The following is a 22,410-nucleotide window of genomic DNA, read 5'->3' as shown; positions in this document are numbered from 1 at the left end:
CAGCTTACCATTTGCTTAGCAAGTAGAGTGATTATATGGACCATAAAAACTTCATTGCACCTATTCTTCTTGATTATCAAACAAACTTCGAAAATTTTCAAGAAATGGGGGCTTCTATACAAGCTTTACTTGGAACCTTATTACGCAAGGCTGCAATTGAACCTCATACCATATCTCATAGAGTAAAAACTCATGAGAGTTTGAAAAACAAAATTGAAAAGAAACAGAAATATAAAAAATTAAATGACATCACTGACATCTTAGGTTTTAGAATTGTAACTTACTATACTGCTGACATTCTAGAAATTGAAAAAATAATCATTAAACAATTTAAAATTGATAAAAAGAACTCCATTGATAAAACCAAATCAATGGGGGCGGATCGCTTTGGATATATGTCCTTGCATTATATTGTATCATTTAATAAGTCACGTAGCTCTTTACCAGAATACGCTAATTTCAAAACTTTTAAATTTGAAATACAAATCAGGACAATACTACAACATGCGTGGGCTGAAATAGAACACAAGCTTGGCTATAAATCCAACAAATCGATGCCAATTGAAATAAAGCGAATGTTCTCGATATTATCGGGGAATCTTGAGTTAATTGACAAGCAGTTTTTAGATATCAAAAACAACATATTACAGTATGAACAAGATGTATCGGTTGCAGTACAGTCTGAGAATGCAAACTCTATTAAAGAGATTTCACTGAACAGTCTATCTCTTAAACAATTTTTGTTATCAAATAAGCCCTTAAATGAAACATATTCTAAATATTGTGAATTAATGGCAGAGTCAAATCATTACCCTAGATCTATAATAATCGACGAAGCATTTTACGAGTCTTCGCTTAGAATTTTTCAGGCAGTTAATGTTACAACTCTTGAAAAACTTCAAGAACTATCAAAAAAATATAGCAACCCCAGAACGATAAAAATAATCGATTCATGCTACAAGATGCTGAGACCGGAAACATACAACTGCATGTTAATCGAAACGTTTGCTCTGTATTATATGTATATATATGCATACGAAAACAACCTTCATAAAAAAATAATGAAAGAATCTAAATTCATCCCTTTATTTGAATGTTTAGAAATTATCATGAAGGATATAGAAGACTAATCTTTAACTATTATAATTAAACCTTTCCACATACATTATTGTATGCCACCGATAGATTAACCGTCGGTGGTGTTATATTTAAATCTAATCTCTATTTAAGCTATATATCTTATCTTTTCCGATTTATTGATAACCCTTAGTACTGCCACCCTTACCCACACGCTCTACATGTGAAGTGTATGAGTGCAAGTCTGCTATACGAGCTTCATTGATTACACATCCAGTACTGCTCTGTTCGTCAAAGTACACCTTGTTATAGTGGCAATCGGATTGGAACTGCGGCCTGTAATACCGGACGCCGTTACGTATGCCAGCATCGAACAAGACAACTGCCTGTTGGTCAACATAGCCAACATAGGCTTTGTTCATCCATGAATGATGTGAAGTGCATGCTGTGGTAAGAGCAATGATTGCTGCCATGAGTAGTTTTTTCATTTTTATAATTCCTACATTAGTTTTTCTAGGTGCTTCAGACGTACAGGTCTGTACCTGCCGGTGTTGATACCAGGCACGATCAGGTTGTTTGTGTATTTGTTTATTTCATTCAGTACTGAAGGGAAGATTGCTTTTTCTGCGTTTCCCTGTGTGAACTTTCTATCCATTACAAGACAATCAAAACCCCCTTCCATCACAGCCACCATGTTAGATGAGCCACTTCCGAGATTACCGAGCCATACGGAGTATCGATCACACATCGCATTCAGTAGTCGATTCCTGCGACCGTCACTAAGGTTTGGAAAGTCTTCTCTTATGGTTAGTCGGATAAACGGATAGTTATCCAATATGGGGTTGTTAAGGAGTACTGATGCGATACCGAAACCTATTGGTATTGCGAGTACCAAATCATGGCGGTCAAAGTACCAGCACTTTTCCTCTAACCCCTGTAACAACTCTATGAACTCTTCGATGTTATCGAACGATCTTGGGTACTGAACCCCTATTACCTTTCCATCTTCAGAGTGAAGCACTGAACACATTTCATCCATTTTTTGATATCCATGATGAATAGAATGATCAAATATTGATCATTTTTGATATCAATGGAAGACCTCATCATGATTTAACTTATTGATTTTGATCATTTTTAAAATAAGGAAGCTTGCAAAATCACGAAATACTGTTTATACATACAGCATATGAGGATTTTGAGAGACATAGGTTATGGGGAACAAGAATGGGTTTGATCCGTCAATTACGCGTGGCTTACAAATCTGCCATGAGAAAGGAGAAAGGCTAGTTGTCGTACACCCTGGGGGATTCTTAGCAAAGATTGATCAGGGTGCTATTGTTCTGTTTGAGACGAAGGCTGTAGATGGAGAAAGACTCTACTGGTTTGGCAGAACTACGAGTAATGCGTACTGGCTGATACTCAAAACTCCTGTATGCATCTTTGATGTGCTTACGTGGTTAGGCAATGAGAGAGATATGATACTTGCTCATGATGGAGAGTTGGATTTTGTCGATATGGATAAACAGCGTGAATTTCCTTTCTGATAGTTTTTAATAAGAATTTATGATACATAATATTCATAATCAGCTATACAGGATTAATTTAATGGATTTGGGAAATGTATCAGACTTGGTAAGTGCTGGCTGTAATATCGCAATGACAGGGGCCGCTATTTATGCTGCATGGAATGCAAGGGGTTGGTTTTCCCAAAGATCGCACACTAAAGGATTTGATAAAGCAGAAGAAATATTAGCATCCATTGATGAATACGCTCTTAACTCTAAGAAAATCATTGACGACTTACATGCTAATTTTTCACTATTAGAAGAAATACAACAGAGTCGCTCAGTGCCTCCCAAAGACCAATACCTTGCATATAAAGAGAGTGAAGAATGGCATAGGGTCTATATGAAAAACATTCACAATTTGATTGATGAATTATTTCGTTTGGAACGTTGGGCATTAAACGTCTCAAACCCAGGTGAAATATTGGTTGTAACCAATCACCTAACTGATTTGCATACATCTGCCGCACATTTCTATTTTTATTGCGACGCTTGCCTTTACCAATTACACAATGTTGGCTGGTCTGAATTTGACAATCATTTTAAAATCCTCAAATCAAATTATAATGATTGTCTTTTGTCTTTGAATAACTTAGAAAAAGAATATGATAAGTTCAAGGTAAAGAGGTTTGACCATTTTTTTAAATTGAAATGATAGACGACGATGAAATACGAAAGTTAGCAGAACAACAGTTAGTTGTGGTTCATAGCAAAAAAAAACATCATTAACCTATAAAGTTTATGCTTCATGTGTCGATAACTAATATTTGAATTTTGTAGGGTCAGGACATGCTGAAGAATAGTTTTATATGGATTTCCCTTGTTCTAACTTTACTCCTGAGTGGGTGTTCTGCTGTACATCCGGGACACATGACAACCTATAAAAGTGATGTAAGTTATAGTGTATTTTATGAAGGTTCAATGGTTCGTCGTTACGCACCAAGTTACTATCCAATGAGAGTTACAGATGATAAGTCTATAGTTTCATTTGTTGTGGATCTTGGGTACGACTATATCGGATTTCCATTCATATATACTGACAGTAGAATTACTGAGAATACCCGCCCATTTCAAGAATTCTTAGCTTGGTCAAAAAAACCATTTATCAAGCGTCAAGAGACAAAGAAAAAAATGATGGCAGGCACTACTTGGGATGTAGTTTACTATCGTGAAGAAAATGATCTTAAAACACAAGAACCTCTATTTCTATTAGTTCGTCATTTTGGATATTTCTATCCTGACCTAATTTATGCATTCACTGTATCTGACATCGAAAATCTTTTAAAGGATGTTTATTACGTAAAATATTGCAGAGAACATAATTTAGAAGTCTAATGTACTTCACACCTGCACCAAGAAGTTTTGCAGAACATTCCCGATAGTGGTGCAGGTGTGAATTTAGTTAATCATACAGCCATTTCCCAGCTTTAGCACTATCAGTGAACATTCTAACAGTCAGTGGTTTTCTGATTCGTTTTGTTTCATCTTCTATCTGCTGTCTTTTGAACATTCTTGTGAAAAGTGGTGCCTTAACTGCCGGATAATAGACGCTCATATCAATTACTGAGATATCGACGCCGAACTTTTCACCGTACTCTTCTATCGCGTATGGAAATTCATCCCACTCTGCGTAATCCTGTAGAATGGTATCCATCTCGAGATATTCTTTCTTTCCTGTTCTCCACGAGACTGGTATTGATAACTCTCCCCTGAAGAATTCTAAAACTTCATTATCCGTTACCATATTTTATCGTTCCCTCTGGCAATGGAGTTGTACTTTCCAACGGTATGAAACGTTGTTTGAAGTAAGTCATATGAAAGGATCACCCAACCAACTACAGGAATAGCACGACCTACAAATGTGCTTACCTTATGCGTCATAATGATCTTCAGCTTGTACGGTGGATAGCCACCCACGATAGAAGGTAGTTCTTTCCCCCAAGGGAACTTAGCTTTGCCAAAAACCTTACGTGCACCTTTGGATGCATAAGAGGTTCCGGGCGTTGCTCCGGCAAACTTACCTCTTGTAGGTGCGATGTTCAGCCCCGCCACAATCGCCACTATGGCCCCGAAGTCATCTACACCAAGCTGGTCTGCTATCTGTTCACAGAAAATCATAAACAGGAGTTCACTTGCTGTCAGATTTGGCCTTCCTGCGTAGAAGTAAGTCCCATTGAGCGTTTCTGTCGTATCCATAGCTACAATCCTTCGTTTGCCTTTGGAAGACCAATCATAACTTAAGAATTCGAAATGTGACAAATACATGCCAGATAGCAACTTATCGAATCATGGCAAGGCAAGGCAAGGCAAGGCACTGATTATGATGAGTTCCGTGATCTGCAGAGTGAATTACCATTTGACGCTTTAAACTTTTTACAGAACCACATGAAAGTAACAGTTCAATGCTAACCAATTTATTTTGGCTCAACTATTCATAATGCATTGAAGGATTACATTCACCCACTATAAAATGCCTTGTCAAATAGTCGCGACTAACATTATTGAGTTTTTTATCCTTGATGTCTATGACTGAAAAACTTTTTGATAGATCATCATAGCATTTCAATGTAAGAAATCCGTCCTTGAATTCTGAAACTATTACATTACCCTCATTGTCTTCCATAATGCTAAACATGGGGCCAAAATAGTTCCCCATGAAGAAAGATATTATAATCAATCCTAACATGGAACCTAAAGCCGGACGTATTTTCTCTCTTAATGCTACATCTTTGGCTGAAAGTTTTATATAGAAGTGGCACAAAACAAATACAACAGACAACATTAACAAATTTACAAACCCTGATTTTATGTCAAACTCCCCCCTTACTAAGTAATCAATGCCTGATACAAAAATATAGCTAAAAGCAGAAAAAAAGAATGAATCCCAATACGTGCTTTTAGTGACAATAAAAAACCACATAATCCCAGCAAAAAGGAGTAGAAGTATTGACACTCTCATAAGAGTGAATATCAAAGTACTGAAGTCAACTTGAATAAAGGAAATAGGATAACCATAAAAAAAAGATTCTCCCGTCTTGTATGAGAAATACGTTATGTACGATAAAAATGTTAAAGCAGTAAGAATAGGTATTCTATTGAAAATTCCATCCATGATGATTTCCTTCATAAGATTTTCTATTCAGAATACCCATTTACTGAAGAAACTCAATACATTATTCCCACTTCAACCCACTATCACGACACTCATGATCGTACTTCTCTTTCAGTACATCTAATGTGATACGTTCAGGTGAGTCCCAAGCTAGTTCGGGGTACTGCACTTGCTCACCATCAATGAAGTACTTAATCCCTTCCTCAGTGTCCCGAATCTCAAAACGCCCTACTTTAAAACTATCAATTTTCATATTGTTATTCCTCTGAATTTTATGGTATTTATTCTCTTTTGGGTTGAGGGATTAGACAATGTTTCTTAAGGCGTTGAAGGTAGTTAAAGAAGTTGCTATTGGTATTTTGTTAGTACTTTCACTTTGGTTAGTAGTCAATGCTGCTCTAAAAGGTACTACAAATCATTTTGACTTTGGTAGCCTATCTGATTGGGTCAGTAGTCTCAGTACATTTGGTACATTAGTTGTAGCATATATGGCTTATAAGGCTGTACCAGATTGGATTAAAAGAAAAAATGTTGAGGATGGTAGCTCCATCGCTATTAAGTTAATTTGCAAAGATATTAATAATGCAGAGACTGAGATTAACAGAGTAAGTAATTGCCTTAACTCTATGATTAAACTTGTAAAGTCTAGAAATGGCTTCTACGCTAAGCGAAAGAATGACGTAATGATCACCACTTTCCATAAGTCAATGGTAAAGCTTGCTGATTTATCTGACGAAATTAACGCATCGCTTGTGGAACTACATCGGTTTGGTTGGAATCTCAAAGATGAATATAATGAAGATCTCTTAGAGTTCTTAGGAAATAAATGGGATATTGACATGTTCGATGAAAACATCGAGTATTTCTATTATTCGATTGAGTCTCATAAGAGAAATGAAATCGGTGATTTCACAGATTTCACTCTAGAAGAGTCAATAGATGAGTTTAAAAAAGAGACTGCGGAATTAAAACCCCTACTAGAAGAATGGACAAAAGCCATTAAAAAAATTAGCTGTACTTCGGGTACATATGACTCCTTTTTCAACATTAATAAGTAATGCTTTTACATAATTATATTTCGTCTTTAACCAGCTCGGAGATAACGTGTAAGGTGAAGTGCGGTAGTTACTCACGAAGAGTATTAATCGAAATGTGCTGGACCTGACTTGAGCCAGCACAATTGTTAGTCATGGACTAGAAAATTGTGAGTTAGGGGGATTCTCTGTAAGAGTGTTTTAAGACTATATTATTTACACTAAACTCAATTTCTAACCATTGCTCTCTATTATGGTAGGTTTTTATAAACAACAGCGTTTTATTATCAATGATTTTAGAATGATAAAGCCATTGATTACCGTGGTTATAATCATCTGGAACGTTGGGAGGACCAAAAGTCAGCAAAAGATCCTTTTTTGTTGTAACCCCATCGATAACCATACTTTCAACCTGATTTTTTGAATAATTAGAGATCTTCCCAGAAGATGTTTTGTCATAATTCACAACACATCCAGAAAGCAACAGGAAAATAAAAACAGCATAAAAATATTTCATTGTATCCCTACTTTCTAAAATTCACTTTTTTGGCGACATAAATCCCATTAGTCTTGTCATATACAATTTCGTTCAAATATATTACGCAATAGCCAACTTTATCAGTCGTATTGAATCGAACCTCGTAAACTGCCGCTTTCTTTGTCACAAATGAGAATGTCATATTACAGTAATTGTAATTGCCAACCATAAGCTCTATATTCGATGGAACAACGGTTTCATAGTACTGATCGTCGTACTCCTTACCAGTGATTTTTGGTAATCCTATATGCTTCATCTCAACATAATTAGTGGAAATAAGTGTCTGTTTTCGAGGTACTAGATCACCAGAGTTATAATAATGTTCATAGTTAAGAGGTTCCCCTTCTTTCACTTTTTGATATTCAATCAAGTGGTAGCCTTGAGGGTTTCCATAAAACCTTACCTTTGCATTATCTGGATTTGGTTCTGGGGGAGTATATATTTTTTGTGGCGTGACAAGAAGTGAGCATCCTGTAAGTAATATAGTAAACAATAAAGCTAACACTCTCATTATGAATATCTCCATGTTAATTTTAACAGTCACTCGTTTTAATGTTGTTTTTTGTACATTAAGTTTGTATCGGCAATTTATGTAGGAACTTTAATGGTTAAAAAACGAACAACCAAGGTGCAGTTGCTGCAAGTCGCAGCATGTTACTGGATGGTTTTTTTTGTTCATGTTCATCTCACTTTACAAGGCTTGTGTGTACATACAAACAGAGCTAATGATCCAGTACTTTATGTGGTTTTCATCATGAGGGGGGATTTGGACAATTGGTCGGCATGGTGGCTACTTGTCCTAGTCACATTGGCAGTACTTTAGAGAGGCTTAAACAGCCGAACGACCCAAGCAAGCGGAGCAAAGCGAAGTGCGGTAGTTACTCACGGAGACGTCAGGCCAAATCATTTTGTTCAGTACGATTAAGTGACCGAGCAAAGCGAGAAACGAACGCGGCGTTCTTTGGAGTACTTCAGTGCGACAAAAACGCAAGTTATGATCTTATAATTGAGTTTTATAGAGACTGGCGAGCAAAGCGAGTCAGGCTCTCTGAGACTGAAAGATATGTAAGTCAATTGCCTTTAAAGTAAAAAGTGAAAGTTATATTATATTAAGTTACGGTTATTCCTGAAAATGGCCAAAAACGCATAAAAAATGAATAAAATGGCCAAATTATGCATATATTGTGCTTTTTTATGCATAGTTATGCATTAATTAATCACTTCAAAAAATAATAACCGTATTTTTTTACTACCATGTTACGGTTATAGTTACGGTTATCGTATTGTCTGAAGATAGGCGATTATATCCGTAGCTGATGCGTTTTTGTCCAACAATTTCTGTACTGCCTGCTTTTGTTCATCGTTCATCGGCTTTGCTGGAAGTACTTTCTTGAGTCCACACAACAGACCACCACCTTCAATAAAGGCTTCAAGTGCCTTAGCAACTGCGGTACAAGCTTTCTTGTACTTCTCAATAGATGACACACTGTTGGGAAACTTCTTCGATTTGTCCAAGCGGTAGATTGTCAGATGGTGTAGTACCTGTGCTTTCGATAGCTCGTTAGCGTTGCGTATGATGTAGAACACACCTTCAACTGGTAGCTTGTACTTACCAAGTGATGGACAGTTCTGTATAGCTTCATTAATAACAGTTTTGGCTTCAGGGGATAGGCCATTGTAGTTAGTACGTTTCAATGCCTCGTTAAGCTTTGTGTTGTCGTGGATTACCTCCTTTTTAGCCATGATTGCCGCCTGATAAATAGCTTTGTATATAGTTCATAAGTTTACGTCCTTAGTATTGATTGCCCGGTATGGTTCCAACATACCGGGCTTTTTGTTTATAGATATTGTGTATGAGTTTCTTCTGATGGTGGATACAGATAAGTTGGATTGTTCGCACTAATTACCGTTCGTACCTTTCACTTTCTTATGCCAGCCCTCGTACTCAGGTAACTCGTTCGCCTTTAACTTACTGAAAAAGTTCTTATTACAGTTAACCTTGAGCACATTACAAATGCGAGAAAATGGTATGTTACTGCATAGAATATTTTCGTACTGTTCAAAAGTTAAGTTGATAAAGTTTACTCTTTCTTTTTTTCTGACACTCTTGTTTAGACTTTTCCGGTTAATTCTGATCTTCTTCATATCACGCCTCCTTAATCGCATATGAGTTGATCAGATATTGAATTGCCCCACTATTGCTCTTAGCCAATCCCTTATCGATAATACTTTGTAGGGTTTTCTCTTGTGTTTCATTGAGGCGTACACCAACACCTTTTGTTTTATTGTCTTTCATGTGACCTTCCTTTGTTCACAAAATTATGATTTCCACGCACGAAAAAGTACCCCAATGTCACGAGGGGTATTTTTCATGGAGGAGATTATATTTGCCACGTTTAGGCAGTGACCGCCTGCTACTACATTATACCAGATAAGATTTTTTCGTTCCAAAATCCTCACTGATATTTTATTTATCAATTTCTCCTTTCAGATAGCCGAAATGCTTTAGAACCTTGGCAAAGATAATCAGTACTATAAACACTATCCATATGGATACGGACATAACAGTCCAATGCACCAATATATAAGTTGCCAGCACTAGAAATATTGTTGTGATAATGTAGTCGAATAACATAGTGATACCCCTTTGATGATTACTTATAGGGTATTTATGTCTATGCTCCGAAAAATGGCTCAATTAAAACCGGTCAATGTTATGACCGCCACAAGTTTTGCACTTGCGTTTATTGCTTATGTTACTTAGAGGTATACAACTTCATTGGCTGAATCAACTACTTCAGAGTACCCCGATACTGATAGCACTTTTCCTTCATCATCAACCTCTAATGTTGCTGTGAATTGTAAGCCTTCTGGAGTTTCGAAAACATAGTCACCTGAAGCTTCAACGAACTCGTTAGCATCAACTTCATACGATTCTTCAGTTCGTGGATCTTGGATTTCAAACATATTACATTCTCCTGCATTGTTGTTTTGATCATTAGCTAGGACACCTTTTGCGAATTCAACAAACTCGTCAAAGTGTCCTTGAACGTCTTCATGTAGTTCACCACCAACATACACCACCATACGACCATTATTATCAGTAAAGTAGAAGCTATCATCTTCATGGTTGTGTTGAATTGTACCTTTATCAGTGATGTATAGTGACTGAATAGGCAATAGCCCTTCAAATGGGGATACTTGATCAGCATCATCGTTCTCTAAACCCTTATGAATTGTATAGGTCAACTTCCCATTAGAATCCAAAATTTCCTTATCCTGTTGTTCTTTGTTAAAGTCGTTTGAGAAGAATTTGTGCACTTCGCTGATATCAATTTTCATAACATTTTTCCTTGTTTAAGGTAATGGAATATCCGCTACATTTCAGCAGTGAATATAAGTTTAATTTTTTCACCCGTTATTTTGGGCTGCGTTGAATTTATCAGGCGAGGTCGGGGTGCGTCAACCACTATTTAACTCAGCCCTTAAAAAAAATAAAAATAAATATCAACGAAAAACTTGGGTTTATAGATTTTAAATAAGTTAAAATTTTATCTATTAAATATAATAGTATTCAATTCCTCAATAAGTCTTGTAATCCATCCAACGTTTCATAGACTATCTCAACGGCAGAAAGTCTTAGTTTTTTTGTACCGCGAGCTTACCTTATCTCTAGTGCTTGCTGTGCCACACTGTTAGAGGCTTACCTGAGTAGTAATGCATCACCAGTACCAAAATGAAAGCCTTGTAGAATCGCTTCTACAAGGCCAATTTATACTTTCAAAACGTACTTCTATTGTGCCATAAACAGGAAGTTCTGATTATGTCGCATCCAAATAGCTACTGTTTCCGCACCTTCAACTACTTCCAAGTAGTTCAGGAGCAAACTGTAATCGACAATGCTTAGTGGTTCATTGCTAAACTGTATACGTGGTGAACCGTCTAACATGATAATCGTAAACGACGGTGTGCTATAGGCAACTGAATCAGTCAACTTCTCAATCAACAGACCACTTACCATATGTGAACCGTGCTTTTTATCTTCCTTGATGAAAAGAACGTGAGTATGGATATCGTTCTGTACGTACCGAATAGTGATTGTGTAATGCTTTCCAGTACGTCTGAGAATGATCTTGCTTACAACTTTAGCTATCTCGTTCTCTACACGGTTACGTAATGCTACGTTTCTCACATCATAGATCTGGCTTGTATCTATGTTTTTCAGTAACTCTGTATCAACCTGTACTTCCTGGAAGGTTGATGCACGGGCCTGTAAGATCTCCATACGTTCCCTTGCTTCTTCCAGTTCCTGCCGCATATCAAACGAAACTTTCTTACCTGCCGCTTTGAGTTTCTCTATGCCCTGTTCATAATCTTCAATGTGTGCCGCTTCACTCTGTATCTGAATCCGTACTAAATCAGCTTCTGGATTGTGTTCTTTTGCCTGAACGATAGCTGAGTAATCCAAGCCAATGAGATGTTCAACAACGAACCGTTCTACCACATCGTATTGTAGTGGCTTGTTGTCGCAAAGTTTGTCACGCTCAACGAGGCAACGCATATAGCGATATTCTTCAGTAAATGCTTCGGTCTTTTTTGGATTTCTATACGAACGGACTATGTTGTGAAACATGGCTTGACCGCAATAGCAACGTGCAATGCCACTAAAGAGATTGCTCTTTATGGGTTCATCACTGCCCTTAACTTTGCTGGCACGACCTGCATTTGGCCTTCTACTCTTTAACATTTCCTGGACTAATTCGAATTCTTCCTTCGAAATGACTACAGGATAAACGTCCATTTCATACTTTTTCTGTACGACTGGATTATCAGCATCATCAAAGTTGCGAATAATTTCACTAATGAAAATAGAGCCAGTAACACGGCTATTCTTCAGAATCTTATGAACACTCTCACCAGTCCACGCACGATTAAATTTCCAGTCATCACTTTCTTTTTCCAGTACCTGTAAATGCTGTGCAATAGTTGATGTACCCAACCCTGTTTGATAAAGACGAAAGATTTCACGTACAACCGCTGCTTTATGATTGAGTACATACTGTTCATTCTGTACATCAATCCATTGTGGTCTTTTGTTGGTTACGATTGTTCCATTATTGAATGCCTGCTCACGCTTCTTCTTCCAACCAGCACTTATGCGATTGCTCTTGTACTTGGACTCCTCATAAGCACGTTGAGCATTCATCATTACCATAGGTAGCATCATGCTATTCTGGCGATTGATAACTATGCGTGCCATTACATCGTGAATTGATACATTGTGATTTGATAAGTCGGCAAGGTAGCCCATTACGAGAAATGGATTTTGACGACTGAAACGGTCGATTGACTCAACGATCAGTACTGAACCATCCCACATACCAGCACGTACTTGTTCCATCCACTGCCCTAATTCGCCCTGAGAAAAGTTCAGCCCCTTAAAGGCTGAAACGCCCTGGTCACTAAGGATAACTGGTTCCTGTTCTTCCATTTCAGCCAGTACTTCAGACTGTACCAAGTAGTTATGAAGTAGTTCAGCCTGTCGTGCCATACCGGAACCATCAAGCTGCTGGTCTGAACTAACACGATGATAGACAAAGCATTTTTTCATTTTAATAACCGCCAAAATTGCTGTATTAAGATTATACACATTTGTATGATTATCAGGCGAAAAAGGTGCTGGCCTCCGATCCGCTGGAAAAATCTCAGGCGGTGCGGGTGATCGAGATGCTGGATGAACAGCAGATTCACGGCCTGCTGTATGTCGATGACGCGATGCTTTACCAGGAGCCGACCGGCCATGTGACACGTACCCTTAACTGGGCGGAATCGCTGCCTGCGGCACAACGTCCGACTTTCCTCCATGTGCCGAGCCTGGTTCAGGCTGCGCACGATGCACAGTCGATCTGGAAGTTCGCCCTGTCCCATGCCGATACCCACGCGCTGCAACAGTTTGCCGAGCGCACCGAAGCCGAACTGGGGCTGGCGTGTGAATGGTCATGGCACGATCAGGTGGATATCGCCCAGCGCGGCAACAGCAAAGGCAAACGCCTTGCGCAGTGGGTGGAGAGCCAGGGATTAAGCATGAAAGACGTGCTGGCGTTTGGTGATAACTACAACGACCTCAGTATGCTGGAAGAAGTCGGTCTGGGCGTGGCGATGGGCAATGCCGACGACGCGATCAAAGCGCGCGCCGGCAAAGTGATTGGCACCAATCTGGAGCCGGGCATTGCCGAAGTGATTTACCAGGAAATTCTGTAAAATCCGCGCGATAAATCGCGCCGCTACGGATTTCACGATATCAGGGCGTAATCGACACGCTTTTAATCTGGGCATACAGCCACTGATCCGGCCGAATGCCCAGCTCATCCCGTGCCCAGGGCGAAATGCGCGCCCACAGTTCGCTGATGCCAATGCGCAGCTTAACCTCTACCTGATCGTCAATCTCCAGCAATTCAACCACCTGTGCGGGCAGGATGTTACGAATTGAGGTGTTTTGCGGCGGTTGCAATGCCAGCGACACATCGGCTGACGCGATACGAATGCGTAACGCGGTTTTCAGCGGCTGATTGACCCGGCTGACCCAGATATGTTGATCGCCGAGTGACAGCGCGGTCATCGGGTAATCAGGATGCTGCTCCAGCACCTGGACGCGAAGTACGCTGGTGCGATCGCTGGCCGGTAGCCACGGGCGCATCGCCGCACTGCTCCACACCTTCTCCAGCGAACCAAAGGCTTTGACTTTACCGCTATCCAGCACCAGCACGTTATCCGCCAGTTGCAGGATCTCGTCGAGGCTGTGCGACACGTACAACAGCGGAATATCCACCTGTTTCGCCAGCTTTTGCAGGTAAGGCATCAGTTCACGTTTGCGCGGTAAATCCAGCGAGGCCAACGGCTCATCCATCAACAGAATATCCGGTGCCGTGAGCAGCGCGCGGCCAATCGCCACCCGCTGTTTCTCGCCGCCAGATAAAGAAGATGGCGCGCGACGCAGCAAGGCGTCGAGGCCCAATAACGCCACCAGGCTGTCGAATTGCGGTTTCATGGTAGCCGCCATACCGTATTGCAGATTGCCGCGCACGCTGTAATGCGGGAACAGGCGAGCATCCTGAAACACATAACCGATTCGGCGTTTCTCTGGCGGTAAATTCAATCCGGTGGCGGCATCAAACAACAGCCGTTCATCCAGTTTAATCTGCCCCTGCTGCGGCTGAGTTAACCCGCCAATCGCGTTGATCAACGAGGTTTTGCCCGCGCCAGAAACGCCAAAAATTGCGGTGATCCCTTTGCCGGGGATCTCCACGTCCACATCTAACTGGTGGGTGCCCAACTGCTGGGAAAAGTTCAGTGTCAGCATTAAACCCCCAGCCGCTTACGGCCCCAGCGGGCCAGCAGTTCCGACGCCACCAGCGACAGCAACGCCAGCACAATCGCCACCGCACACAGGCGCGCGGCGGCATTTTCCGCCCCCGGTGTTTCAATCAGGGTAAACATCGCTGACGGAATGGTGCGGGTTTCACCAGGTATATTCGACACGAAGGTGATGGTGGCACCAAATTCACCCAGCGAACGGGCAAAGGCCAGCACCGTACCGACAATGATGCCGGGAAAGGTCAGGGGTAAGGTAATGGTAAAGAACACGCGCCAGCGTCCTGCGCCGAGGGTGCGTGCCGCCTGTTCCAGTTTGGTATCTACCGCTTCCAGCGCCAGGCGAATGGCTCGCACCATTAACGGGAAAGCGATCACCGCCGCCGCCACCACCGCGCCACGCCAGCTAAAGGCAAAGCTGAAACCAAACCAGTCATATAACCAGGCACCGATAAAGCCACGCCGCCCGAGGGCAATTAGCAGCAAATAACCGACCACCACCGGCGGTAGCACCAGCGGTAGATGGATAACACTATCGAGCAGGGTTTTGCCCGGAAACTGGCAACGCGCCAGAATCCAGGCCATCAGGATGCCCAACGGCAGGCTACACAACACCGCCACAGTGGAGACTTTCAGGCTGAGAAACACCGCCTGCCATTCGGGATCACTCAATATCATTTCTTCGGCGTAAATCCATACTGTTTAAATACTGCGGCGGCTTCCGGCCCCTGCAAATACTTGAAGAAGGCTTCTACCGGCGCACGCTGATGTTCTTTGACGATCGCCATCGGATATTCGACCGGCTTATGGCTATCTTCCGGGAAACGCCCCACTACCTGCACTTTTTGGCTGGCTACCGCATCGGAACCGTAAACAATGCCGTAAGGCGCTTCATTACGTTCCACCAGCGCCAGCGCAGCACGCACGTTGTTGGCCGGGGCCAGTACCGGCACTAACGTATCCCACGCGCCCAGTTTCTGTAACGCTTCTTTTGCGTAGATCCCGGCAGGAACATGATCCGGGTCGCCCACCGCCAGACGCTGGCCCTTCAGCAGGCTTTTCCAGTCGGTTTGCGCATTGATGGTCACGGCTTTAGCGCTGTCGCTGCGCGGTGCCACCAACACCAAATCGTTACCCAACAGGGTTAAACGCGTGTTATCGATGACGCTTTTTTTCGCCACCGCATCGTCCATCCACTGCTGGTCAGCAGAGATAAACAGATCTGCCGGTGCACCCTGCTCAATCTGGCGCGCCAGTACCGACGACGACGCAAAGGACGACACCACTTCGACACCGGTTTTTTTCTGATACTGCGTGGCGATATCCTGCAACGCGTTGGTCAGTGAGGCCGCTGCAAACACGGTAATTTTCTCAGCAGCCAGTGCCTGTCCGGCCAGTGAAAAAGTCAGAACGGCAGCGGCACCCCAGCGGTAATGTTTTGATAGCATTTTTAGCTCCTTGTTACGTTATATACTGAATACTACAACGCTGGCTTCGATGCTGTCATGAAGTTTATATCGGCAGGATTTGGCGGAAGTTAAGAGCAAAACGCCCGCAAGATGCGGGCGTTGAAAAATCAATGTGAGCTGTTGGCGGGGCGATCGTCGCGGCGGCCAAATTTCGAGATGACGTTGAAGACTTCACCCAAGCCGTAAATTAAACCCAGCATGATAGCCATGACAATTGGCACCATAATGATGGCCACGGCCAGGCTTTTTAGCAGTTCCAGCATGGAAACCTCACGAAAATGATAAAAAAGTGATTGTAACGGCTTGAGAATAAACTGCCATGCCCTTTTCGTGCTTTTACTTTAGCGCATACAATTGGTGCCACTAACTTAAGGAGCTGACATGCAAGCTGAACTCTCTCTCCATATTCGCCTACAGCAGAAGTTGTTTGCCGATCCGCGCCGCATCGAACTTCTGAAGCGGATTAAGGAGACCGGCTCCATCAGCCAGGGAGCAAAACTGGCAGGTATCAGTTACAAAAGCGCCTGGGATGCCATCAACGACATGAACGGGATGGCAGATCAAACCCTGGTGGAACGCGCCACCGGCGGCAAAGGAGGTGGCGGTGCGCAACTGACACGTTACGGTGAGCGCCTGATCCAACTGTTCCAGTTGATGGAGCAGATCCAGCAGAAAGCCTTTGATGTGCTGCAAAACGACACCCTGCCGCTCGATAGCCTGCTGGCGGCGATTGCGCGTTTCTCGCTGCAAACCAGCGCACGCAACCAACTGTACGGCACGGTACTGGCGCGTGATAATCAGCAGGTAGTGCAGCATCTTGAGGTGTTGTTAAGCGATGGCGTAACCCGCTTGCAGGTGGCGCTGACCCAGCGCAGTGCCGAACGTTTGCAACTGGAAAGCGGCAAAGAGGTGCTGGTGCTGATCAAAGCACCGTGGATTCAAGTCAGCCGCACAGCCAGCCACGGGGATAATCAGCTGCCGGTGCAGATAACCACTATCGAACCCGGTGAACAGGTGAGCGAGGTGTTGATGGCGCTACCTGGTGGAGAAACCCTGTGTGCCACGCTGCCGAATAGCGCAGTGACGCAGCAGAATCTGCAACCTGGCGACAACGTCACCGCCAGTTTTAATGCGGAACACGCCATCATCGCCACACTGCTCTGAAATCCCGGCCATGATTTGACTTCACCGGCAGCGGTCGCTACAACTGAGTGACACGATGCATAAAATGGAACAAATCATGGCTTCATTGCAAATTTCGCAAGGCACGTTTCGTCTTAGCGACACCCGAGTACTGTCCCTCAATGATTTAACGCTTAACAGCGGTGAGAGCTGGGCGTTTGTCGGTGCCAACGGTAGCGGCAAATCCTCACTGGCCCGCGCGTTGTCCGGTGAATTGCCGCCGGGCAAAGGCAGCGTCACGCATAGCTTTCAACGTCCGACCCGCTTATCACTCGAACAGCTGCAAAAGCTGGTGACCGAAGAGTGGGAACGCAACAACACCGACATGCTCAGCGAAGGCGAGGATGACACCGGTCGCACGGCTGCGCAGATCATTCAGGATGAAGTCAAAGACGACGCGCGCTGTCAGGCGCTGGCGCAGCAGTTTGGCATCAGCTACCTGCTGGATCGTCGTTTTAAATACCTCTCGACCGGCGAAACGCGTAAAACCCTGCTGTGCCAGGCGCTGATGGCGCAACCGGACCTGCTGATCCTCGATGAACCTTTTGATGGTCTGGATGTGGCGTCCCGTGCCAGCCTGGCGCAAACCCTGAGCGATCTGCATCAGCATGGCTACACCGTGGTTCTGGTGCTGAACCGCTTTGACGATATTCCCGACTTTGTCGATCAGGTAGGCGTACTGGCGGAGTGCACCCTCACCCACGTCGGCCAACGTCAGGCGATTCTGGCTGAAGCGCTGGTTGCCCAACTGGCGCACAGTGAAAAACTGTCCGGTATGGCGCTGCCGGAAGCCGATGCTCCCGATCAAATTCCCCCGCTGGCGGAGGATGCGCCACGGGTGATTCTGCGTAACGGCGTGGTGTCATATAACGACAAGCCGATTATCAACGGCCTGAGCTGGCAGGTAAATCCCGGTGAGCACTGGCAGATTATCGGCCCCAATGGCGCAGGCAAATCCACCCTGCTCAGCCTGGTGACCGGTGACCATCCGCAAGGCTACAGCAACGATTTAACCCTGTTCGGCATTCGTCGCGGCAGCGGAGAAACCATTTGGGACATCAAACAACATATTGGTTACGTCAGCAGCAGCCTGCACCTTGATTACCGTGTCAGCGTCAATGTGCGTACCGTGATCCTCTCCGGCTTCTTTGATTCCATCGGACTGTATCAGGCGGTGTCAGATCGGCAAAAATCGCTGGCGCGTCAGTGGCTGGCGTTACTGGGGATGGATAACGCGCTGGCCGATGCGCCCTTCCATAGCCTCTCCTGGGGCCAGCAGCGGCTGGTGCTGATTGCGCGTGCGTTGGTGAAACATCCGGCGCTGCTGATTCTGGATGAACCGTTGCAGGGTCTGGATCCCATCAACCGTCAACTGGTGCGACGCTTTGTCGATGTGCTGATTGGCGAAGGTCGTACCCAGTTGTTGTTTGTTTCCCACCACGCCGAAGATGCGCCACAGTGCATCACCCATCGCCTGAGCTTTGTCGCACAAGATGGCGGTGGCTATGGGTATCAGCAAGAAAAGCTGCGTTAAAACCCGCGCGATAAATTGCGCCGCTACGGTAGCGGCGTGATTTATCACGCATCACACCATCAATGTAACCGTTACCATTTCATTGCCCACATATTCGGCAAACACGCCTGATAACCCCACAAAATGAGAATCGTCACCTTGTGTAAACGATACCATTTATCCAGACTGGATCACGCTTTCAGTCTGACCTTTATGCTACTTTGAACGCAGTCATTTTTATCTGTTTGTCGTTTACCAGGATCCAACATGGAAAAATTTAACCCGGTCGATCATCCGCATCGCCGTTATAACCCGCTGAGCGATCAGTGGGTATTGGTTTCGCCACATCGCGCCAAGCGTCCGTGGCAGGGCGCACAGGAAACGCCAGCGCTGGAAACATTGCCGGCACACGATCCCGACTGCTTCCTCTGCGCCGGTAATACCCGCATCACCGGTGATAAAAATCCCGATTATAAAAGCACTTACGTCTTCACCAATGACTTTGCCGCGCTGATGACCGACACGCCTGATGCGCCGCAAAGCGACGATATTCTGATGCGTTGCGAAAGCGCGCGTGGTACCAGCCGGGTGATCTGCTTCTCGCCGGATCACAGCAAAACCCTGCCGGAACTGCCGCTCAGCGCGCTGGAAGAGATCGTACGTACCTGGCAGGAACAAACCGCCGATCTCGGTCAGCACTACCCGTGGGTGCAGGTGTTTGAAAACAAAGGTGCAGCGATGGGCTGCTCTAACCCCCATCCGCACGGTCAGGTATGGGCAAACAGCTTTTTGCCGAATGAGGCACAGCGGGAAGACCATCTCCAGCGTCGCTATTACGCCGAAAAAGGCACACCGATGCTGGTGGACTACGCCGCGCGTGAACTGAACGATGGTAGCCGTACCGTAGTAGAAACCGACCACTGGCTGGCGGTGGTGCCCTGGTGGGCCGCGTGGCCGTTCGAAACGCTGCTGCTGCCAAAAGCGCCGGTGAAACGCATCACCGATCTGACCGACGCGCAACGCAAAGATCTGGCGCTGGCGATCAAGCTGCTCACCAGCCGCTACGACAACCTGTTCCAGTGCTCCTTCCCCTACTCAATGGGCTGGCACGGCGCGCCTTTTAACGGTGAAGCCAACGATCACTGGCAACTGCACGCGCATTTCTATCCGCCGCTGCTGCGCTCAGCAACGGTGCGTAAATTTATGGTTGGCTACGAGATGCTGGCCGAAACCCAACGTGATTTAACGGCAGAACAGGCGGCTGAACGCCTGCGTTCTGTTAGCGATGTCCATTTCCGCGAGGCGCAATAAATGTCATTAAAATCCATTACACAACAGACGTTCGTCGAGACATTTGGTTATCAGCCGAGCCACAGCATTCAGGCACCTGGCCGCGTTAACCTGATTGGTGAACACACCGACTATAATGATGGTTTCGTGCTGCCCTGCGCCATTGATTATCAAACCGTGATTGCCTGTGCCAAACGCGATGACCGCCAGGTGCGCGTGGTGGCGGTGGATTACGATAACCAGCAAGACAGTTTCTCACTGGATGCGCCGATTGAGCCGGTAAAAGAACCGATGTGGGCCAATTATGTGCGCGGCGTGGTGAAACATCTGCAAAAACGCGATGCCAGCTTTGGCGGCGTGGATATGGTGATCAGCGGTAACGTGCCGCAGGGCGCGGGCCTGAGTTCTTCGGCGTCGCTGGAAGTGGCGGTGGGCACCGTGTTCCAACAGTTGTATCAACTGCCGCTCGACGGCGCAGCCATCGCCGTGAACGGTCAGGAAGCGGAAAACCAGTTTGTCGGTTGTAACTGCGGCATCATGGATCAGTTGATCTCGGCGCTGGGTAAGCAGGATCACGCCATGCTGCTGGATTGCCGTAGCCTCAGCACCCGCGCCGTTTCGATGCCGGCAGATGTGGCAGTGGTGATCATCAACTCCAACTTCCGCCGGACGCTGGTAGGCAGTGAATACAACACCCGTCGCGAGCAGTGTGAAACCGGTGCACGTTTCTTCAATAAACCCGCGCTGCGCGATGTCACCCTGGCGGAATTCAAAGCGGCTGAAGATCAGCTCGATCCGCTGGTGGCAAAACGTGTCCGTCATGTGATTACCGAGAATGCGCGCACGCTGGAAGCCGCCGACGCGCTGGCAGCGGGCGATCTGACGCGAATGGGTTTTCTGATGGCCGAATCACATGCCTCAATGCGTGATGATTTCGAAATCACCGTACCGCCGATTGACCAGTTGGTGGAGATCGTCAAAGCTGAGATCGGACCGCGCGGCGGTGTGCGAATGACCGGTGGCGGCTTTGGCGGCTGCATCGTGGCCCTGATGCCAACCGATTTGGTGGATCAGGTGAAAGCGGCAGTGGCCGGGCAGTATGAAGCCCAAACCGGTATCAAAGAAACCTTCTACGTGTGTAAAGCCTCTGAAGGAGCTGGCCAATGGTAAATGATGTGCAATCACATGCACCGGATGGACAACCGTGGCGCATTACCGTGTTACGTAATCACAACGGTATGGTGGTGACGTTTATGGACTGGGGCGCGACCTGGCTGTCGGCGCGCGTGCCAATGCGGGATGGCAGCGTGCGTGAAGCGCTGCTCGGTTGCGCCACGCCATCCGACTATCTGCACCAGGATGCGTATCTCGGTGCCACGGTCGGCCGTTATGCCAACCGTATCGCCAACGCCACGCTGAAGCCGCTGAATCTGGCACTGGTGGCCAATCAGGGCGCGCATCAGCTACATGGCGGGCCGCAAGGATTTGATAAACGTCGCTGGCAGATCATCAGCCAGAGCGAAACCGAGGTGCATTATCGCCTCGACTCGCCGGATGGCGATCAGGGATTCCCCGGCAATCTGATTGCTGACCTGCGGTATCAGCTTGATGACGACAATTGCCTGTCGATCAGCTATGTAGCGAGCACCGATAAGCCCTGCCCGGTCAACCTCACCAACCATGCTTACTTCAACCTTGACGCGCATCATGGCGATGCGCGCCAGCATCGCTTACAACTGCTGGCAGACCGTTATCTGCCGGTCGACAGTGAAGGCATCCCCAATGCGCCGCTGAAAGCGGTAGAGGGAACCAGCTTCGATTTTCGTCAGCCGAAAACCGTCGCCGATGACTTCCTCGCCGATGACGATCAGAAAGCGGTAAAAGGTTATGACCATGCGTTTCTGCTGAATACCGCTGGTGACAGCAGCCAGCCCGCCGCCCGACTGTGGTCGGCCGACGGTAAGCTGGAGTTGAGCGTATTTACCGCTGCCCCGGCGCTTCAGTTCTACTCCGGCAACTATCTGGAGGGAACGCGCGCCCGCGAGCAGGGAAGCTATACTGCTTTCCAGGGCATCGCCTTAGAGAGTGAATTTTTACCGGATTCGCCCAACCATACTGAGTGGCCGCAACCGGATTGTTGGTTGCAACCCGGCGACAGCTGGCAGTCGGTGACGCGCTATCGCCTCACCCCGCACTGACCCGCCGGATGAAAAACGCGCACTGCGTCGCTGACAGGCTTACGCAGTGCGATGTTTT

At 45.4% G+C, this 22,410-nt stretch carries 24 protein-coding genes and 1 pseudogene; 10 read left to right on the top strand and 15 right to left on the bottom strand.

Annotated features, from left to right (window positions below; translation table 11 throughout):
- Window positions 1-35: 35 nt before the first annotated feature.
- Window positions 36-1,130, top strand: coding sequence for a GTP pyrophosphokinase (locus AC6I8N_RS06365; protein WP_497830291.1), 1,095 nt, complete (start codon window positions 36-38; stop codon window positions 1,128-1,130).
- A gap of 446 nt (window positions 1,131-1,576) precedes the next feature.
- Here AC6I8N_RS06365 and AC6I8N_RS06360 read toward each other — a convergent pair whose 3' ends face one another.
- Window positions 1,577-2,116 (bottom strand): EAL domain-containing protein, encoded by a 540-nt coding sequence (locus AC6I8N_RS06360; protein WP_497830290.1) that lies wholly within the window; start codon window positions 2,114-2,116, stop codon window positions 1,577-1,579.
- A gap of 569 nt (window positions 2,117-2,685) precedes the next feature.
- Between AC6I8N_RS06360 and AC6I8N_RS06355 the strand changes: the two genes are divergently transcribed.
- Both AC6I8N_RS06355 and AC6I8N_RS06350 read left to right on the top strand, forming a co-directional pair.
- Window positions 2,686-3,300 (top strand): hypothetical protein, encoded by a 615-nt coding sequence (locus AC6I8N_RS06355; protein ID WP_497830289.1) that lies wholly within the window; start codon window positions 2,686-2,688, stop codon window positions 3,298-3,300.
- Window positions 3,301-3,515: 215 nt separating this feature from the next.
- Window positions 3,516-3,980, top strand: coding sequence for a hypothetical protein (locus AC6I8N_RS06350; protein WP_497830288.1), 465 nt, complete (start codon window positions 3,516-3,518; stop codon window positions 3,978-3,980).
- A 67-nt stretch (window positions 3,981-4,047) separates the two neighbouring features.
- Here the strand turns inward: AC6I8N_RS06350 and AC6I8N_RS06345 are convergent, their stop codons facing one another.
- From AC6I8N_RS06345 to AC6I8N_RS06330, 4 genes are all read right to left on the bottom strand, one after another.
- On the bottom strand, window positions 4,048-4,389 hold the full coding sequence (locus AC6I8N_RS06345) for a DUF1493 family protein (RefSeq protein ID WP_497830287.1): 342 nt from the start codon (window positions 4,387-4,389) through the stop codon (window positions 4,048-4,050).
- The gene (locus AC6I8N_RS06340; RefSeq protein ID WP_497830286.1) at window positions 4,383-4,841 is read right to left on the bottom strand and encodes an STM2901 family protein; all 459 of its coding nucleotides are present in this window, start codon (window positions 4,839-4,841) and stop codon (window positions 4,383-4,385) included. Before AC6I8N_RS06340 ends, AC6I8N_RS06345 begins: the two co-directional genes overlap by 7 nt.
- Before the next feature lie 232 nt (window positions 4,842-5,073).
- Window positions 5,074-5,757, bottom strand: coding sequence for a hypothetical protein (locus AC6I8N_RS06335; RefSeq protein ID WP_497830285.1), 684 nt, complete (start codon window positions 5,755-5,757; stop codon window positions 5,074-5,076).
- Between the two features lie 61 nt (window positions 5,758-5,818).
- Entirely contained in the window at window positions 5,819-6,010 is a 192-nt protein-coding gene (locus AC6I8N_RS06330) for a hypothetical protein (protein ID WP_497830284.1), read from the bottom strand.
- A gap of 58 nt (window positions 6,011-6,068) precedes the next feature.
- On the opposite strand from AC6I8N_RS06330, the gene AC6I8N_RS06325 reads away from it, so the two are divergent.
- On the top strand, window positions 6,069-6,815 hold the full coding sequence (locus AC6I8N_RS06325) for a hypothetical protein (RefSeq protein WP_497830283.1): 747 nt from the start codon (window positions 6,069-6,071) through the stop codon (window positions 6,813-6,815).
- Window positions 6,816-6,966: 151 nt separating this feature from the next.
- Here the strand turns inward: AC6I8N_RS06325 and AC6I8N_RS06320 are convergent, their stop codons facing one another.
- The 6 genes from AC6I8N_RS06320 to AC6I8N_RS06295 all read right to left on the bottom strand — a co-directional run bounded on the left by AC6I8N_RS06320 (window position 6,967) and on the right by AC6I8N_RS06295 (window position 12,940).
- On the bottom strand, window positions 6,967-7,308 hold the full coding sequence (locus AC6I8N_RS06320) for a hypothetical protein (protein WP_497830282.1): 342 nt from the start codon (window positions 7,306-7,308) through the stop codon (window positions 6,967-6,969).
- 7 nt (window positions 7,309-7,315) lie between these two features.
- The gene (locus tag AC6I8N_RS06315) at window positions 7,316-7,840 is read right to left on the bottom strand and encodes a hypothetical protein (RefSeq protein ID WP_497830281.1); all 525 of its coding nucleotides are present in this window, start codon (window positions 7,838-7,840) and stop codon (window positions 7,316-7,318) included.
- A 764-nt stretch (window positions 7,841-8,604) separates the two neighbouring features.
- Window positions 8,605-9,072: a hypothetical protein gene (locus AC6I8N_RS06310; RefSeq protein WP_497830280.1), complete on the bottom strand. Its 468-nt coding sequence runs from the start codon at window positions 9,070-9,072 to the stop codon at window positions 8,605-8,607.
- Between the two features lie 403 nt (window positions 9,073-9,475).
- The gene (locus tag AC6I8N_RS06305) at window positions 9,476-9,625 is read right to left on the bottom strand and encodes a hypothetical protein (protein WP_497830279.1); all 150 of its coding nucleotides are present in this window, start codon (window positions 9,623-9,625) and stop codon (window positions 9,476-9,478) included.
- A gap of 464 nt (window positions 9,626-10,089) precedes the next feature.
- On the bottom strand, window positions 10,090-10,671 hold the full coding sequence (locus tag AC6I8N_RS06300; protein ID WP_497830278.1) for a hypothetical protein: 582 nt from the start codon (window positions 10,669-10,671) through the stop codon (window positions 10,090-10,092).
- Window positions 10,672-11,122: 451 nt separating this feature from the next.
- Window positions 11,123-12,940, bottom strand: coding sequence for a recombinase family protein (locus AC6I8N_RS06295; RefSeq protein ID WP_497830277.1), 1,818 nt, complete (start codon window positions 12,938-12,940; stop codon window positions 11,123-11,125).
- A gap of 35 nt (window positions 12,941-12,975) precedes the next feature.
- Here AC6I8N_RS06295 and AC6I8N_RS06290 point away from each other — a divergent pair.
- A pseudogene (locus tag AC6I8N_RS06290) lies at window positions 12,976-13,590 on the top strand (pyridoxal phosphatase); the annotation flags it as partial.
- A gap of 40 nt (window positions 13,591-13,630) precedes the next feature.
- On the opposite strand, the gene modC reads toward AC6I8N_RS06290, so the two are convergent.
- From modC to AC6I8N_RS06270, 4 genes are all read right to left on the bottom strand, one after another.
- Window positions 13,631-14,689, bottom strand: a complete 1,059-nt coding sequence (modC, locus tag AC6I8N_RS06285; RefSeq protein WP_021182447.1) for a molybdenum ABC transporter ATP-binding protein ModC — start codon at window positions 14,687-14,689, stop codon at window positions 13,631-13,633.
- On the bottom strand, window positions 14,689-15,378 hold the full coding sequence (modB, locus tag AC6I8N_RS06280) for a molybdate ABC transporter permease subunit (RefSeq protein ID WP_021182446.1): 690 nt from the start codon (window positions 15,376-15,378) through the stop codon (window positions 14,689-14,691). Before modB ends, modC begins: the two co-directional genes overlap by 1 nt.
- Entirely contained in the window at window positions 15,375-16,148 is a 774-nt protein-coding gene (gene modA / locus AC6I8N_RS06275; RefSeq protein WP_415173812.1) for a molybdate ABC transporter substrate-binding protein, read from the bottom strand. The genes modB and modA overlap by 4 nt, the downstream gene beginning before the upstream one ends.
- Before the next feature lie 128 nt (window positions 16,149-16,276).
- Window positions 16,277-16,432, bottom strand: a complete 156-nt coding sequence (locus AC6I8N_RS06270) for an AcrZ family multidrug efflux pump-associated protein (RefSeq protein ID WP_497830276.1) — start codon at window positions 16,430-16,432, stop codon at window positions 16,277-16,279.
- Between the two features lie 118 nt (window positions 16,433-16,550).
- Here AC6I8N_RS06270 and modE point away from each other — a divergent pair, with 118 nt between their 5' ends.
- From modE to galM, 5 genes are all read left to right on the top strand, one after another.
- Window positions 16,551-17,333: a molybdenum-dependent transcriptional regulator gene (modE, locus tag AC6I8N_RS06265; RefSeq protein WP_021182443.1), complete on the top strand. Its 783-nt coding sequence runs from the start codon at window positions 16,551-16,553 to the stop codon at window positions 17,331-17,333.
- Between the two features lie 76 nt (window positions 17,334-17,409).
- On the top strand, window positions 17,410-18,885 hold the full coding sequence (gene modF / locus AC6I8N_RS06260) for a molybdate ABC transporter ATP-binding protein ModF (RefSeq protein ID WP_036624789.1): 1,476 nt from the start codon (window positions 17,410-17,412) through the stop codon (window positions 18,883-18,885).
- Window positions 18,886-19,131: 246 nt separating this feature from the next.
- Window positions 19,132-20,175 carry a galactose-1-phosphate uridylyltransferase gene (galT, locus tag AC6I8N_RS06255; RefSeq protein ID WP_497830275.1) on the top strand — a complete coding sequence of 348 codons (1,044 nt, stop codon included), beginning with the start codon at window positions 19,132-19,134 and terminating at the stop codon, window positions 20,173-20,175.
- A complete protein-coding gene (gene galK / locus AC6I8N_RS06250) occupies window positions 20,176-21,324 on the top strand; it encodes a galactokinase (protein ID WP_497830274.1) in 1,149 nt (382 codons plus the stop codon).
- On the top strand, window positions 21,318-22,352 hold the full coding sequence (gene galM, locus AC6I8N_RS06245; RefSeq protein ID WP_021182439.1) for a galactose-1-epimerase: 1,035 nt from the start codon (window positions 21,318-21,320) through the stop codon (window positions 22,350-22,352). The genes galK and galM overlap by 7 nt, the downstream gene beginning before the upstream one ends.
- Window positions 22,353-22,410 lie beyond the last annotated feature (58 nt).

The organism is Pantoea sp. X-Soil-TKNS-1279 (assembly GCF_059730565.1).
Note: the sequence above shows the minus strand (reverse complement) of the source record. Positions and strands in the feature narration are given on the sequence as shown.

Bases quoted from the DNA above. Each gene is read 5' to 3' on its own strand.
- AC6I8N_RS06355 (WP_497830289.1), top strand. From the start codon at position 2,686: ATGGATTTGGGAAATGTATCAGACTTGGTAAGTGCTGGCTGTAATATC.
- modA (WP_415173812.1), bottom strand. From the start codon at position 16,148: ATGCTATCAAAACATTACCGCTGGGGTGCCGCTGCCGTTCTGACTTTT.
- modB (WP_021182446.1), bottom strand. From the start codon at position 15,378: ATGATATTGAGTGATCCCGAATGGCAGGCGGTGTTTCTCAGCCTGAAA.
- AC6I8N_RS06320 (WP_497830282.1), bottom strand. From the start codon at position 7,308: ATGAAATATTTTTATGCTGTTTTTATTTTCCTGTTGCTTTCTGGATGT.
- modF (WP_036624789.1), top strand. From the start codon at position 17,410: ATGGCTTCATTGCAAATTTCGCAAGGCACGTTTCGTCTTAGCGACACC.
- AC6I8N_RS06335 (WP_497830285.1), bottom strand. From the start codon at position 5,757: ATGGATGGAATTTTCAATAGAATACCTATTCTTACTGCTTTAACATTT.
- AC6I8N_RS06330 (WP_497830284.1), bottom strand. From the start codon at position 6,010: ATGAAAATTGATAGTTTTAAAGTAGGGCGTTTTGAGATTCGGGACACT.
- AC6I8N_RS06345 (WP_497830287.1), bottom strand. From the start codon at position 4,389: ATGGTAACGGATAATGAAGTTTTAGAATTCTTCAGGGGAGAGTTATCA.
- AC6I8N_RS06360 (WP_497830290.1), bottom strand. From the start codon at position 2,116: ATGGATGAAATGTGTTCAGTGCTTCACTCTGAAGATGGAAAGGTAATA.
- modE (WP_021182443.1), top strand. From the start codon at position 16,551: ATGCAAGCTGAACTCTCTCTCCATATTCGCCTACAGCAGAAGTTGTTT.
- AC6I8N_RS06325 (WP_497830283.1), top strand. From the start codon at position 6,069: ATGTTTCTTAAGGCGTTGAAGGTAGTTAAAGAAGTTGCTATTGGTATT.
- AC6I8N_RS06340 (WP_497830286.1), bottom strand. From the start codon at position 4,841: ATGGATACGACAGAAACGCTCAATGGGACTTACTTCTACGCAGGAAGG.
- AC6I8N_RS06350 (WP_497830288.1), top strand. From the start codon at position 3,516: ATGACAACCTATAAAAGTGATGTAAGTTATAGTGTATTTTATGAAGGT.
- galM (WP_021182439.1), top strand. From the start codon at position 21,318: ATGGTAAATGATGTGCAATCACATGCACCGGATGGACAACCGTGGCGC.
- galK (WP_497830274.1), top strand. From the start codon at position 20,176: ATGTCATTAAAATCCATTACACAACAGACGTTCGTCGAGACATTTGGT.
- AC6I8N_RS06300 (WP_497830278.1), bottom strand. From the start codon at position 10,671: ATGAAAATTGATATCAGCGAAGTGCACAAATTCTTCTCAAACGACTTT.
- AC6I8N_RS06295 (WP_497830277.1), bottom strand. From the start codon at position 12,940: ATGAAAAAATGCTTTGTCTATCATCGTGTTAGTTCAGACCAGCAGCTT.
- modC (WP_021182447.1), bottom strand. From the start codon at position 14,689: ATGCTGACACTGAACTTTTCCCAGCAGTTGGGCACCCACCAGTTAGAT.
- AC6I8N_RS06305 (WP_497830279.1), bottom strand. From the start codon at position 9,625: ATGAAAGACAATAAAACAAAAGGTGTTGGTGTACGCCTCAATGAAACA.
- AC6I8N_RS06315 (WP_497830281.1), bottom strand. From the start codon at position 7,840: ATGAGAGTGTTAGCTTTATTGTTTACTATATTACTTACAGGATGCTCA.
- AC6I8N_RS06365 (WP_497830291.1), top strand. From the start codon at position 36: ATGGACCATAAAAACTTCATTGCACCTATTCTTCTTGATTATCAAACA.
- AC6I8N_RS06310 (WP_497830280.1), bottom strand. From the start codon at position 9,072: ATGGCTAAAAAGGAGGTAATCCACGACAACACAAAGCTTAACGAGGCA.
- galT (WP_497830275.1), top strand. From the start codon at position 19,132: ATGGAAAAATTTAACCCGGTCGATCATCCGCATCGCCGTTATAACCCG.
- AC6I8N_RS06270 (WP_497830276.1), bottom strand. From the start codon at position 16,432: ATGCTGGAACTGCTAAAAAGCCTGGCCGTGGCCATCATTATGGTGCCA.